The organism is Bacillus sp. R86525 (genome assembly GCF_042466195.1).
In the GTDB taxonomy this organism is placed as follows: Bacteria; Bacillota; Bacilli; order Bacillales; family Bacillaceae_G; genus Bacillus_A; species Bacillus_A nitratireducens.
The window spans coordinates 1-14553 of sequence record NZ_JAXHPX010000001.1; the positions used below are offsets into that span (position 1 = coordinate 1).

Below are 14553 nucleotides of genomic sequence, written 5' to 3' on the forward strand. Positions count from 1 at the left end.
TATAAAACAGAATCATTTATTTTTACCAGATTGTTAGTGTACAAATACAAGAGAATCGAGATCATTTGTTTGGCTAGATTAAAGCAACGCCACATCTATATGGTTGAGATGTGTTACGCCTTCTAATCGGAAAATCTGCTTTATAGAACGTGTCCACAAGTTATATTTTACTACATGTAATATTTATTTGGTGTAATTTTATCAAATATGAATAATTGCATTAAGTTTACGAGAAAAAGAGAGTATACTTTGGTATTGTGTAATAAAGATAAGGCCCACCTACGGAAATAGGTGGGCTTTTTAACGCATAAAGAAAAGACACCCATATAAGAGTGTCTTTTCCAATAGTTTTTTAGCAGAAGCAGCTAGCTCCAACTATGATTAATAAAATAAATAGTACAACTAATAAAGCAAATCCGCCAGCGAAACCGCCGCCGCCACAACTACCGCAACTACCACCAAATCCCATTTTAATCTCTCCTTTGAGTAGGAGGGGAAATTCAAGGTCACTCATGTATTTTAATGGATTCAATTTACTTTATGGTTTTACGCATTAATTGAGCAGGTCCTTTTGAAAAAAAAGACGCCATAAGGCGTCCCCCACAATTGGGTAGATAAGGTTTAGTTTTCCACTTTAAAGAAATTAGGTATCACACCTTGAAAGTATATCATAATATACGGGATGTTTAATATGCAATGTTACATACCATCTTTAACCCCTCTATTTTCTGTTTGATAAAATATAATCCTAATATTACCAAAATTTAAATAAATATTTCTACATATTCAAAATATTTACATAATTTACAAAAGTTATACAGTTGAGTTGTAAGCTATAAAAACTATTAAAGGGGGATTTATTATGTTCAAGAAATTAGTAGTAGGAGTATTAGCAACTGGTATTGCATTAACAGGAGGAATTGGGGCAGCTTCAGCTGATACGCCAAAAGATGTGAGCTCTCCGAAGCAAGCAACATGCTCAATTCCTTATGAGTATTCTAATGGTAAATTCAAAAGAACTCTTTATTACTCAAATGGAGTATATGCTAATAGTTTTAATGAAAATGTTTGCGGCGGGACGATTACGTGGTATTTAAAACATGTTCAAAATGGAGTTGCTTTTTACGAAGGTAATTTAAAATAGTAGATTTTTTGAACCTCATTTATTGGGGTTCTTTTATTTTTAGTTTTTAAAATGATTCTCCATAAAAAAAAGACACCCTAAGGTGCCTTCCTCCGACTTGAACCATCTTAATTTTATTGTATTGCTTAAAAACCATAACAAAATATAACAATCATCGAGTAAGCTTATTATAGCATCAATAAATAGGATTTTCTATATGTAATATTGCATATATATATAGATTTATTTATGTTTTATCTATATAGTTTAATTGTCTGTTATTTGTTTTAATTCATTTACTTATATTATTTTTTGAGAGCTCCAGCAATGGAGCCTTTTTTTATGCAATAAAACATTTTCTTTACATTATTTGGTCGATCTATATTAGCTTTTCCTTCTTAAAAGATACCTATATTTTACCAAACTATTGTATAGACGACCAGTCTTTTTATGAGAATTTAGTGAGTTAATAGTATTAAATTTGAAAATAGTTTTTATATCAAAAGTAGTGGATGGATTATTCTGTATGTCAATCGATATGTTAAATTGCATATCGAAAAAAGTAGAATTTATTAACGTTTTCAAAATAAGGAATATTCTTATAAATTTCTGCTAATATCAAACTTGTACTTATTATAAAACAAGGGGATGTTTATATGTTTAAAAAAGTTACATTAGGGATATCATCATTAGCGGTGGCAGCGGTAGTTGGGTTAGGAATGGCATCGGAGGCATCAGCAGGACCAGCAGCACCTCTAACTTCTTTAAGTGTAGTAAAAGTGGAATCACAATTGGGTGGAGTTGAATACATTAATCCTAATAGTTTTAGTACAACTAAAGATCATGGGGGAAGTTACTTATATGTTTACACAAAAGAAATAGGATATGGCCAGTTTCCTTTTGCCAAAATGAATGGATTTGATATAAAAAGTATTGGTTCACAAATAATTGGTGGTAATCCTATTGTAGGTTGGGAATATAAATGGGACGCATCAAATCATCAAGAAGGGACTTTTGAATATCAAAAGACTTCAATAAATTATCCAAGAGATACGTGGCGCACTTCGTTATATATTAAATAATCAGTTTTATATATTTGTAGCATGAAAATCCCTGCACTTTGTGTGGGGATTTTTTCATAAAAAAAAGACACCCTAAGGTGCCTTCCTCCGACTTGAACCACTTTAATTTTAATAATATGTATTGGACATTAAGTAAACACGTCCTATAAAACAGAATCATTTATTTTTACCAGATTGTTAGTGTACAAATACAAGAGAATCGAGATCGTTTGTTTGGCTAGATTAAAGCAACGCCACATCTATATGGTTGAGATGTGTTACGCCTTCTAATCGGAAAATCTGCTTTATAGAACGTGTCCACAAGATATATTTTACTACATGTAATATTCATTTGGTGTAATTTTATTGAATATGTATAATTGCATTAAGTTTATGAGAAAAAGAGAGTATACTTTGGTATTGTGTAATAAAGATAAAGCCCACCTACGGAAATAGGTGGGCTTTTTAACGCATAAATAAAAGACACTCATATAGAGTGTCTTTTATAATAGTTTTTTAGCAGAAGCAAGCCGCTCCAACGATGATTAATAAAATAAACAATACAACTAGTAATGCAGATCCTCCACCAAAGCCCATAATAGTTCCTACTTTTCCTTGTGTAACTATATTAAATATTGGCATAGGGGCTCAAAGTAATAACTTAAGTTCCTTGTTTAAATAAAACAGAACAGTTTCTGTATGAAATATATGAAAAATAAGAGAAAAGTGGGATGTCAAAGATGTATAATATGATTCCACTGTAAGTCGATTGTTTACTAGATTGTATGATTTTTAGTATCTTAATAAGGATTTAATTAACCAATCACGCGTACAAAATATTTCGGATATTCACTATTTTGTAGGTTACCTATTCATTGCTTTATAAACATCAAGTACACCATTTCCGGATAAGTCCGTAGAACCTTCTTGATGATTCACCCCAAATTTATAAAGAAAATTAATACTAGAATTCGGTTGATTCTTAAAATGATACTTATCAATGATCAAAGCTAGGGCACCTGAAACTTTAGGGGCAGCTATTGAAGTACCACAGCTAAATCCATATCTATTATCTGTAGCGACACCAAGTACTTGTTCCTCCAGATATAATTTATCTTTTATCCATATATCAAAACCATATTTATTAAATAATCTAAGATCACCCCCAGGGGCTGAAATGTCAATAAACCCCTGTCCATAATTAGAGAAATCAGAAATAAAATCAGAAGCATTAACAGAGGATACTGTAACCACTCCTGGTAAATCTGCAGGTATATCGAGAATAGTACCTTTATAAATAAGGTCATCATTTTTTAATCTCTTTTTATAAAACTCATCCATTTGATGATGATCCCGAACATTTAAGGAATCATTCCCGGCAGCTGCTACAACTACACTTCCTAGGCTTTGAGCGTAATCAATAGCTTTTTTATAAGCCCTGATTTCAGCAAAGTCTTGTACGGATTCTTGCCCCTCTTTAACTATTGAACCGTCTATTAGATACTCACCTAAACTTAAATTAATAACATCTACGTCATCTTTTGCAGCTTCTATAATAGCTTTTATAACCCAAGCGGTTTCTCCAGAACCATTACCAAATATCCTATAAGATTTAATACCTATTCCAGGAGCTACGCCCTTAATTTTTCCATTTGCAGCAATTTGACCAGCTGCAAATGTTCCGTGTCCTAATTTATCTTCTAAGAAGTTGATATTTCCATTTTCATCTGATTCTTGCCCCCTAAATCCACCTTTGGGAACGAGATTCTTAGAACCAGGAACTATATTATTCTTTAAATCAGAATGATTAATATCTATCCCAGAATCAATAATTCCCACAGTAACATCCTTGGTTCCTTGAAATATCTCATAACTCTTACCATCATGTGTAACCTTTTTCATATCCCATTGTTGATCCCATGGGTTATCGTCAAGGATATCGTTTTCTGGATCCTTAATTGTATTTTGATGGTTATAGAATCTTAGCGATGGATTATAGGTGCTAACATGGGGAGCATATCCGATTTTTTTCATATCATTAGGACTAGCTTTCACTTGTAGGAGTCCTATTTCATCTACTGAATAGATTATTTGTGCATTATTTTCATAAATCATTTTTTGGGATATAGCTAAGTGTTTAGGATCATCAATTAATATTGTATAGTAGTTTAAGCTTTCAGCTACACTAATATTTTGAAAAGGAACTATTAAAAAGAAACATAAACTTAAGTAGGCTATAATTCTACGAAAAAACAAAAAAAACCCTCCTTTTTCTAATTTAGGAATACCCAGTATCTTTAAAAATGATTACTAATAAAAAATTAATATTAAATCTATTATAGCTGTAGTTTATTGATCATAAGTAACACTTCCTTTTCAAACGAATTATATTGTTCTTGAATATCATGAATTACCATATTAAACTAAAAATAGATATATTTTCAATATTATAAATCTATTTACAGTTAAGATGTTACATCAAAGGGATTTTTAAAACAATATATTTTCTTAATATTCACATTTGATTCAAAACTTTTAAGTTCGTTATCCTTTTATTGCTTGAAAGATTAGTGTGTCTATTATATTAGAGATTCTGAATAATAGATTTTAAAAAGATGAATAGCAATAAAATTTAATCATAGCACCAAAATGTAAAAAAAAACAATATATTCCATAAAAAAACTTTTTTTGAATTTTTTAGAAAAAAAGTATTGAAATGTTCGGTATACCTAACATATAATTAGGTTGTCCCGGGGGAACAAATTAAAACGATATAGGAGGAATAAAAAATGAATTTAGTAGAAAAAACGGTAATGGCTTGGAAAAATCCAGAAATGCGTTCACAAGAGGTATTAGCAAACCCTGTAGGAGAAGTATCTGAAGAAGAATTAATGGCTGCAGTTGGGGGATCAGATGTAAATCCTAGAACAACATGGCCATGTGTTGTTGTTATTACTTCAACAATTTGCGGAAAAAAATAATTAAATCTTCTTAAAATAATGGGTGAAGAAATCTTCACCCATTATTTATATTAAATTAGGTAAAGTGAGTGATAATTATGGAATATCTGAAGGTAATCCCTTGGAAAGTATTTGGGCGTTCAGCTTATTTGACAGAAATATTAGTAAATGATAGTTGCAAAGGTGGTAATGATGAGGTACTTGAAAATTGGATGAAGAGGACAGGTTTTAATGCAGAAACATTGAATTATCAGCTTGAACATTTAGGGTTTACAAAAGAAATGTTAAAATCTATTCTTCTTACTAAGAAAGATAATCAGTTTCCTAATACGAATAAATTAGAATGGATAGAACAATTAAAGGAAATATTTTCAATTCCTCAATCATTTGTGACTTCGAATAAAACAGCTTTTGAATGTCTTCTTGAGCCATTTATTACTTATGCATCCCAAAAAATTAACCACTATTTTAGTATTAACACGAGTTATAAGCGTGTAATGGATGAACAATCTATTAGTAAATCAATTATAGAGAATTTAAAAAAACAATTATCCCCAATCACAGTAAAGCCTATAGTTCTAGAGGTTAATATCGCAGAACTAAGAAAAGAACTTCAGGGACAAACACCGGAAGAAAAATTTGAATTCTTTTTAAAAAATAAATTAAGTTCGTCAGAACAAGTACTTAATTTATTACTAGATTATCCTGTTTTGGCTAGACGTTTAACTGAGATTCTAGAAACTAGTTTGCATCATCAATTTAAAATTTTAGATAGATATTTTAATGATTATAAAGAAATCTATACAAAGATACTTCATTCACCTTCCGTTCTTATTCAATTACATATTGGTGCTGGGGACACACATAATGGTGGTCAAACAGTCACTATATTAACTTTTAAGAATCAAAAAAAATTAGTATATAAACCACGCTCATTATCTATTGATTTGAAATTCCAAAAATTTCTTGAGTGGTGTAACCAAACAGAAGGTAAGATTTGTTTTTCTACATTAAATGTTATTGATAAGAAGAAATATGGCTGGCAAGAGTTTATTTCGCATACAGAGTGCAAAAATGAAGAGGAAATTAGGCTGTTCTATACTCGGCTAGGAGGCTATCTTGCTATCCTTTATGCTTTTAATGCTGTAGATTTTCATTTTGAGAATTTGATTGCTCATGGGGCACATCCTTATTTAATAGATTTAGAGTCTATTTGCTATCCATTACAACCAATGAGTGAACAAAATACAGCTCAGCATGAAGCGATAAAACTCCTTATGAAATCAGTATTAGGCACAGGGCTATTGCCTATCAAATATAAACCAAATGATAGTCTAGATGTGGAAGTCAGCGGCATTGGTGGGAGTGCTGGACAACAAATTGGAAATGTTGAGACATTGAAAGGAAATAATACCTCAGGTATAAGTATAGAAAATGTCCAGTTCTATAGTACATCTAAAGAGAACCGACCAAAGTTTAATGGTCAAATAATAAATCCTGTTTTGTACATATCGGATATTTTAGAAGGTTTTGAAGGAATATACAGGATGTTTTTGGAACATAAAGAGCAATTATTAAAAAATGATGGGATTCTAAAGGATTTTTCAACAGAAAAAATTCGATTTGTTGCTAAAAATACGCATGTTTATGCAGAGTTTTTGAGAAAAAGTGAGCATACAGATTATTTGCAACATGGCTTAGATCGTCAAAGACTCTTTGATCTTTTTTGGAACTATGGCAGTGTATCGGCAAAACACTTACCTATAATTGCATCAGAAATTGATGATTTACTTCAAGGAGATGTTCCGTATTTTTCTACTAAGATAAATAGTAAGAGTATTTGGAATTCAAAGGGAGAAGAGATTCCAGATTTTTTAGAGGTAAGTGGATGGGAGCTAATTTATAAAAAAGTAAATACTTTAAGTTTGCAGGACTTAAAACAACAGAGAAAGTGGATATCTATGTCAATTGCAACTCTATCTGATAAAGAAATCCAATATAATGATATGGAAATAAAGAATTTAGAGAAAGAAAATGAATGTCCAATAGCATTGGCCACTAAGCTAGGAGAATATATTTCATCAGAGGCAATTTGGGGACATAATAAAAAAGATGTGACTTGGATAGGTATAGGAATGGACGAAAGGGAGAAAGTTAGCTTATCTCCTTTATCGGTAGGGCTTTATGATGGGTTGGTTGGTATATCTTTATTTTTTGCTAATCTTTACAAGGTAACGAATAAGGAAGAATTTAAGGAATTGTCGCAAGCTGCATTGAATTCAGTTATGGAAGATGTAAAACATCCTACGTATAAATTGAGCTTATCGGGATATCATGGATATGGATCTATACTATATGGTCTTATTGAAATAAGTCATATTCAAGGGTATTCGAATCTAGAAAATGAAATTAAACTGTTACTTAATAAAATAGATTCTCTTATTTCTAATGATGAAATCTATGATGTAATTGGAGGAGTAGCAGGCACACTAATGGTTTTAGTAAAATATTATGAAATTAATCCTTCTAAAGAAGTTATTGATATAGCCAAACGGTGTGGGAATCACTTAGTTAAAAATTCTTTGAAATTAGATAGAGGGTTAGTATGGAATTCTATATCTTCAGAAACACCTTTAGGTGGATTCTCGCATGGTGTTATAGGGATAGCATTAGCATTATATCGTCTATTTAAAATTACCCAAGAAAAGGTTTATTTGAATACTTGTCTTCAAGCTATCAGCTATCAAGACTCATTGTTTAATAATAAGACTAATTTTTGGACAAATTCAACTGAAAATGAAGGATTGGATCAGAGATTTGGTTGGTGCCATGGTTCTTCAGGGATAATTATTGCTTATATTGAAATGTGGGATATATTAAATTCTAATCAAAAGGAAATGGTACAAAAATCGATAGACACTACTTTAGATTATATGGGGTATAATAATCATTCTTTGTGCCATGGTGCATTAGGAAACTATTGGGCTCTTACGTACACTGAAAAAATAGATGGAAAAGTTGATTATAGAATATCGAATATTAAAAACAAACTTTTAAAGGAGATAGCTACTAATCCTATAATTAGTGGTTTCCCAGGTAAAATGGAAACCCCGAATCTCATGTTAGGTTTATCTGGTATAGGCTTATCTTTATTAGCAATGGAGAGGGAAATTTCTAATGTCTTAATACTAAAGTAATACTATTAATCAAAGAAATGTTATTATGGAACCTGTTTACTTTAAGAAGGCAGGTTCTATATATATTTAAAATCATTTAGGAGGAATCCATGTTTATACATAAATATGTACCTTATGTCGAACAACAAGAACAAGCTGATTGTGGACTATGTTGTTTAGCGATGATTTCTAGGTATCATGGGAAATACATTACACTTTTAGATATACAAGAATCTTATCAAAATAATAGAGATGGCATATCGTTACACACGTTAAAAGAAATAGCAATGGCATTAGATATGGATAATAAAATATATAAAATGAAAAGTGAAGATTTAGTAAACTGTAATCTTCCCGCAATTTTACACTGGAAAGGTCATCATTTTGTGGTTTTAGAAAGTGTAAAGGGTAAACAGTATACGATTGTTGATCCTGCTCAAGGAAGGATCACTATAACACAAGAAGAATTTACTCAGCACTTTACCGGTTTGATTATGTGTTTGCAGCCTAATCAAAATTTCAAACAAAAAAAATCTAAAAATTTATGGATTCCATATTTTAAAATGCTTGCTTCAAAAAAGAAATTTGTATTCTCATTATTATTATTCTCTATTTTATTACAATTATTATTACTATCGACACCTATTTTAACTAACTATACAATCGATTCAATCATAACCCCTAGAAATTTCAATTTGTTTAATGTGTTAATTATAGGTATGTCTATCCTTATTGTCTTTCAATTAATCTTTACTTTGATAAGGGCTAGGCTAGTGGTAGTTTTAAGAAATCATTTGGATTTAGTTATGATGACAAGATTTATATTTCATTTATTACATATGCCATATTCATTTTTTCAAAGAAGATCATTTGGAGATTTAATGTTTAGAGCAAATAGTAATATAATGATTCGACAAACATTATCGAATCAAGCTTTATCGGGAGTTTTGGATTCATCTTTGTTACTTGTTTTTACTATTTATCTATTCTTACAATCCCCTTCTTTGACAGTTATGATTACTTGTATAGGTGTCATATATTTTGTCATCATTTTTATAGCGAATAAGAGACTGCATCAATTATCCAAAGAAGAGCTGTCCAAACGAACAAAAGTTCAGTGGCATCAAAGTGAGATGATTTATGGTATTTTAGGAGTTAAGATGGCTGGAATGGAATTGAATATGTTTAAGGATTGGGAAAAATATTATAAAAATCAGTTATCGGCCATAAAAAAGAAGGATTATTATGCAGCAAATTTAGAAACACTTATTTTTACAATTGGAATAACCGCTCCATTTTTAGTACTTGGATTAGGAACGGTCAAGGTTTTAAATAATAACATGTCGTTGGGGAGTATGATAGCATTTTTTACACTAACGATTACATATTTCACTATGTTATCTTCATTGGCTATTTCTTGTAGTGAGTTTGCTAAGATGAGTGCATACCTTGAGAAAGTAGTTGATGTATTAGATAGGCCTACGGAACTTAATGGAAATATAAAGCTAAAAAAATTAAATGGAAATATTTTTGTAAGAAATCTAAGTTTTAGTTACGATTTTCAAAGTGAAAATAAGATTCTGAAAAATATTAGCTTGGATATTCGTTCAGGGGAAAAAGTGGCCATTGTTGGAAAATCAGGTTCTGGAAAGAGTACACTTGCAAATTTACTTATTGGTTTATATGAGCCGACGGAAGGAGAAATTTATTTTGATGAAACTTCTTTAACACAGCTTGATAAAGCATCTTTGAGAAAAAAGATAGGTATTGTCCCTCAAGATATTAATTTATTTAATCGATCTATAATAGACAATATAACAGCATATCGCCCAGAATCTACCCTTGAAGAAGTTATTGAGTCTGCTAAATTAGCTAAAATACATAACGATATAGCGGATTTACCTATGGGGTATAATACAATTATTTCCGAGTTTGGAACGAATTTTTCAGGTGGACAGAAGCAAAGAATTGCACTAGCACGTGCGCTTGTTGGTAAACCTTCAATTTTGTTACTAGATGAGGCAACAAGTTCACTAGATACAATTATTGAAGAGGAAATTGATAAAGTCCTTTCAAATTTGAGATGTACAAGAATTGTAATAGCACATAGATTAAGTACTGTAAAAAATGCAGATAAGATTATTGTATTAGATCAGGGGGAAATTGTTGAGGTAGGTAATCACGAAAGCTTAATTTTAAAGGAAGGATATTATTATAATCTTATTAATTATTATGATAAGAATGCAATTGTTGCGAACTGACCTTTGTTATTACGGTTTGAAGGATTTAAACTTTATAGTTGTATCTGAATTATCCTTTAGTTGATAGATACAGATTGATTGTACTATTAACAACTTTTAAATAAGAATACATGGGATATCTAATCAAATTACAACATCTTGTAGTGAGATATGTATTATAACTGGAGCTACAGAAATTGCTCTGGTTATAATGCGTTTAATATTTTATTTTTGGACTTGAATCTAACCCGACGTCAGCTTTTATACTAAATTTAGATACAAAAAAGGAGCTGAAGTAAATGAAGAGTCCTACAAAAAAACAACAAACTATAGTTCAATTGATGCTTGGTGCGTCACTTGTTTTTGGTTTTTTGCCCCCATTGTTAATGTTTTTAATCACACGAAAGAAAAATGTATTTTACCGCGAAGTAAGCCGTAAAGCACTAAATTTTCATTTAACTATATTTCCATTCTTTTTTATTAGTTATTTTTCTCCACCATGGTATGTAAATGTTATATATGTTGTATTAGTTGTAGAATTAGTCTTTATTCTAAATGCAATGATTCGTATTGCTTTGCGAAAATCTCATAATTATCCAATTTCAATTTCATATATTAAAAAGAAAGAAAGTTTAGGAGGGTAAATGATGAAGGGAAAATTAACAATTGGACAGTTAGCGAAGCATGCAAATGTTACAGTTCGCACATTACGTTACTATGACAAAATTAATTTATTGAATCCAAGTGACTATAGAGAAGGAGGACATAGATTATATGGTCTCGACGATTTAAAGCGATTACAACAAATTCAGTCTTTAAAGTTTCTAGGTCTTTCATTAAAAGAAATAGACGATCTATTAAAAAAACAATCTATAGAAAAAGTTTTTTTGGAACATTCCATTAACTTTAAAAGAAATGAACTTTTAGCAGAACAAGAAGAAATTCAAAGAACTATTGAAAAACTTAATCATATGAATACCATAATTAATGATAAAGAACATGTAGATATAAGTCTATTTTGTTTTGTAGTAAGTTCTACAATTTGGGAAGAAATGAATTTAGATGGATATGATGATATCGAAAATTTATTTTATAACAAACTAACATCTACTAAACGAATAGAGATTGATAAAATATATTTTGATTTATATACAGAAATTAAAAAGCTAGTATTTGATAAGGTTTGCCCTACTTCTTCTCAAGCGCAACATTTTATAGGAAGACTTATTGAGAATATTGCTGATGCAATACCGATATATCAAGAAAAAAGTACCCTTACGGAAATGAAAAAGACAAGTATATATAATCCTTTTACTGAAAAAGAGCAGGAATTCTTAGAAAACGCATATGATTTTTATCTTAACAAGGAACGGGAGTGAAACGAAATTTAATTTAGCATATATCGTTTTATTTAGGAGTAATTGAAAATATGTCTATTTAAGATAAAGTAATGTTTGATAGGAGGTCTTGAAATGATACAAGACATTATTGGGGAAATTTCGGAAATCAATATCTTTTATCAATTTCTAATGATATTTGTAATTGGATTTATCCCTTTTCTTGAAGCGCATGTTGCTGTACCAGTAGGAGTGTTTTTGAAACTTCCTTTTATTCCAACTGCTGTTTTAGGTATTGCTGCAAATGTACTTTCTGTAATGGTTATTATAGCATTAGCTAAGATTTTAAGATCGAAAACCTTAGAAAGCAAGGGGGATCATTCTTTTTTTAATAATCGTTTTTATAAAGCACGTTTTTATTTTAATAGATATGGTGTACCTGGACTTTCTCTTATGGGGCCAATAATTGGAGCGAATCATATTGGTGCATTTGTTTCTATAGTTGCAGGAGCTAGCAAAAAACAAGTACTAACATGGCAAATTATCAGTATTGTTTTGTGGGGAATAGGTACCGGAATCCTAATATTCTATGGTATTGATGTTTATTATCTATTCAAGAAATAATACATCTTATTTTATGGATGTCAAAATGATTGAATTTATTGATTATTCATTTAAAAAACCAGCATGCATAGTTTTTTTGAATTATGCATGCTGGTTTTTTATTCAGTGGGTTCATATATTTTTTTAACTGCTAACCAATAAATTATATATTGACCTAAACCTAAAGTTACCAAAACAAGTAAAGAAATAAATTTTACTTCATTAAAATATGATATCAAACCCATTCCAGTTGGTATTGCTAGTGAATAATAAATATATACATTTCTGCATGCATGAAATGTTATCCAGCGCAATCCCTCATCATCTTCCCTTAATTCAGTAGGCATTAGTGTGAAAATATTGAATTTTTGGTATGGATTATTATAATTATATATCTTTATTAGTATAATCCATATAATGAATACTGAGGTAAATATATATATAAGTAGGGAAGAAGGGAGGAATTTTGGGAGATTCAGAGAATGATTTTCTTCTAGAATAATTAGTCCAACTAAGATTAGAAGTATTATTTGAAACAAAGGTAATCGTAACAATTTTTCTACCATGTTAATTTTTAACCACCATTCTAGTTTATATATTAGTACATCAATTTTTATCCTTCTCAATCCAAAATACCTCATTAATACTTTTACCTAAGGATTCTGAAATCCTAATAGCTAATGTAACTGATGGATCATATACACCTTTTTCAATAAAAGATATAGTTTGCCTAGTAACATTTACACTTTTCCCTAATTCACTTTGGGTTAAATTCATATTATTTCTTAATTCTTTTACTTTATTACGAAGCATAATTTTTTCCTTTTCTATAATTTACTAATATATGGTCATGTTTTATATGAAAATGGAGTTATTATTTACAATTATAGCATATTTTTCATAATTGAAATAACAATTCTAAGTACACCTACTATTACCGCTGTGGAAGCTAAAGATTTTAATATAGAAGTTACAAAATTTAAAAATTTCCGAAAAAAGGTTTGGTGTATTCCAATAAGACAATGATAAAATAAAAGTGTAACAAGATATTGCTTAGTTTTTAAATTTCATGGGAATAACACAAAAGCTAGGTTTGGTCGCCTTTTTTTACGTTTTTTCATTCCTGTCCCTCCCTTCATAAGGGAAGGGAGAAGATGGCACATCTATTATTCTAAAGGGTTTAAGATGTGTAAAATAAATAAAAGACACCCTAAGGTGCCTTCCTTCGACTTGATAACCACGTTGATTTACATAATGATCGTTATTGGAAGTGTACTTAAGACCATCTTTAACTTAATAAGAGCCTAAAAAGTCCTCTAGTTTGTTTAACTGGAGGACTTTTTATCACTTTTTTGTTTTATTTTTTCTCACTAATTTTAAGCCGTTTTGCATTTATGAAAAATGCGCTTCCAATTGTGAATATAACGGAAGAGATATACATTGTTATCCCTGAGTATTTATTATCAAACATTGTAATATTAAGTAAATTAATGAACATCATCAATATAAGTGATATGTACAATCCATTAATATATTTCACTTATGCCCCCCCTTTACTTTTTTTCTTTTTCATCTCTTTTTTTCGGTAGCTCCTATGTGATAAATAGTGGTTTCTAAAGGTATTATTTAGAATATACTTTTTCCCTATTTTACCATTCGAAAGAGGTGATATGTTGTTTGTTTTCGGTTGAATATTGTATACATACTCGGTTAACATAACGTCTCAATATCGGTAGTTACTGTCAGAGTCCATCACCTTCAATAAAGCCAATTATGTTAAGTAATAAAAAAGTTGTTTAGTCTACAATAAAGTTGTTTAAAAAATACGGCCATTCTATTCAACAATCGGGCCAGATTGTGAAATAGGAAAGGACTATTGAGGATCATTCTTGAATTTGTAAGTTATTCAATTAACGGGAGTTTAGTTTAACCAGAAACTGCAATAGAACATGATAAAATAATCAAAAATGGAGTAACGAAAAAAATGTTAAATACCTCCCTATCTGCATACAAAAAGATAGAGGGCCACTAAAGGCTGAGAGGAGATGGATAG

14 protein-coding genes are annotated in these 14553 nt (G+C 30.3%); 8 read left to right on the top strand and 6 right to left on the bottom strand.

What is annotated here, in order from left to right:
- Positions 1-352 precede the first annotated feature (352 nt).
- The gene (locus SJY24_RS00005; RefSeq protein WP_002069235.1) at positions 353-469 is read right to left on the bottom strand and encodes a YjcZ family sporulation protein; all 117 of its coding nucleotides are present in this window, start codon (positions 467-469) and stop codon (positions 353-355) included.
- Between the two features lie 393 nt (positions 470-862).
- Here SJY24_RS00005 and SJY24_RS00010 point away from each other — a divergent pair, with 393 nt between their 5' ends.
- Entirely contained in the window at positions 863-1144 is a 282-nt protein-coding gene (locus SJY24_RS00010; RefSeq protein ID WP_377863274.1) for an LCI fold-containing protein, read from the top strand.
- A 635-nt stretch (positions 1145-1779) separates the two neighbouring features.
- Positions 1780-2205: a DUF4879 domain-containing protein gene (locus tag SJY24_RS00015; protein WP_377863275.1), complete on the top strand. Its 426-nt coding sequence runs from the start codon at positions 1780-1782 to the stop codon at positions 2203-2205.
- A 495-nt stretch (positions 2206-2700) separates the two neighbouring features.
- On the opposite strand, the gene SJY24_RS00020 is transcribed toward SJY24_RS00015, so the two are convergent.
- A complete protein-coding gene (locus SJY24_RS00020; protein WP_377863276.1) occupies positions 2701-2826 on the bottom strand; it encodes a YjcZ family sporulation protein in 126 nt (41 codons plus the stop codon).
- A gap of 222 nt (positions 2827-3048) precedes the next feature.
- The gene (locus SJY24_RS00025) at positions 3049-4440 is read right to left on the bottom strand and encodes a S8 family peptidase (RefSeq protein WP_377863277.1); all 1392 of its coding nucleotides are present in this window, start codon (positions 4438-4440) and stop codon (positions 3049-3051) included.
- Between the two features lie 533 nt (positions 4441-4973).
- On the opposite strand from SJY24_RS00025, the gene SJY24_RS00030 reads away from it, so the two are divergent.
- The 6 genes from SJY24_RS00030 (at position 4974) to SJY24_RS00055 (ending at position 12521) form a co-directional block, all read left to right on the top strand.
- Complete coding sequence (locus tag SJY24_RS00030) at positions 4974-5165, top strand: class II lanthipeptide, LchA2/BrtA2 family (RefSeq protein WP_071730961.1); 192 nt, start codon at positions 4974-4976, stop codon at positions 5163-5165.
- A 77-nt stretch (positions 5166-5242) separates the two neighbouring features.
- Positions 5243-8341 (top strand): type 2 lanthipeptide synthetase LanM family protein, encoded by a 3099-nt coding sequence (locus SJY24_RS00035; protein ID WP_377863278.1) that lies wholly within the window; start codon positions 5243-5245, stop codon positions 8339-8341.
- Between the two features lie 89 nt (positions 8342-8430).
- The gene (locus SJY24_RS00040; RefSeq protein WP_377863279.1) at positions 8431-10581 is read left to right on the top strand and encodes a peptidase domain-containing ABC transporter; all 2151 of its coding nucleotides are present in this window, start codon (positions 8431-8433) and stop codon (positions 10579-10581) included.
- A 278-nt stretch (positions 10582-10859) separates the two neighbouring features.
- Positions 10860-11204, top strand: a complete 345-nt coding sequence (locus SJY24_RS00045; RefSeq protein WP_377863280.1) for a magnetosome magnetite crystal formation protein family — start codon at positions 10860-10862, stop codon at positions 11202-11204.
- Positions 11205-11207: 3 nt separating this feature from the next.
- On the top strand, positions 11208-11939 hold the full coding sequence (locus SJY24_RS00050; RefSeq protein ID WP_377863281.1) for a MerR family transcriptional regulator: 732 nt from the start codon (positions 11208-11210) through the stop codon (positions 11937-11939).
- Between the two features lie 93 nt (positions 11940-12032).
- Entirely contained in the window at positions 12033-12521 is a 489-nt protein-coding gene (locus tag SJY24_RS00055; RefSeq protein ID WP_377863282.1) for a small multi-drug export protein, read from the top strand.
- Positions 12522-12619: 98 nt separating this feature from the next.
- On the opposite strand, the gene SJY24_RS00060 is transcribed toward SJY24_RS00055, so the two are convergent.
- From SJY24_RS00060 to SJY24_RS00070, 3 genes are all read right to left on the bottom strand, one after another.
- Entirely contained in the window at positions 12620-13126 is a 507-nt protein-coding gene (locus SJY24_RS00060; RefSeq protein ID WP_377863283.1) for a hypothetical protein, read from the bottom strand.
- Positions 13107-13313: a helix-turn-helix transcriptional regulator gene (locus SJY24_RS00065; RefSeq protein WP_377863284.1), complete on the bottom strand. Its 207-nt coding sequence runs from the start codon at positions 13311-13313 to the stop codon at positions 13107-13109. Before SJY24_RS00065 ends, SJY24_RS00060 begins: the two co-directional genes overlap by 20 nt.
- Positions 13314-13857: 544 nt before the next feature.
- Positions 13858-14040 carry a hypothetical protein gene (locus SJY24_RS00070; protein WP_000875167.1) on the bottom strand — a complete coding sequence of 61 codons (183 nt, stop codon included), beginning with the start codon at positions 14038-14040 and terminating at the stop codon, positions 13858-13860.
- Positions 14041-14553: the final 513 nt, after the last annotated feature.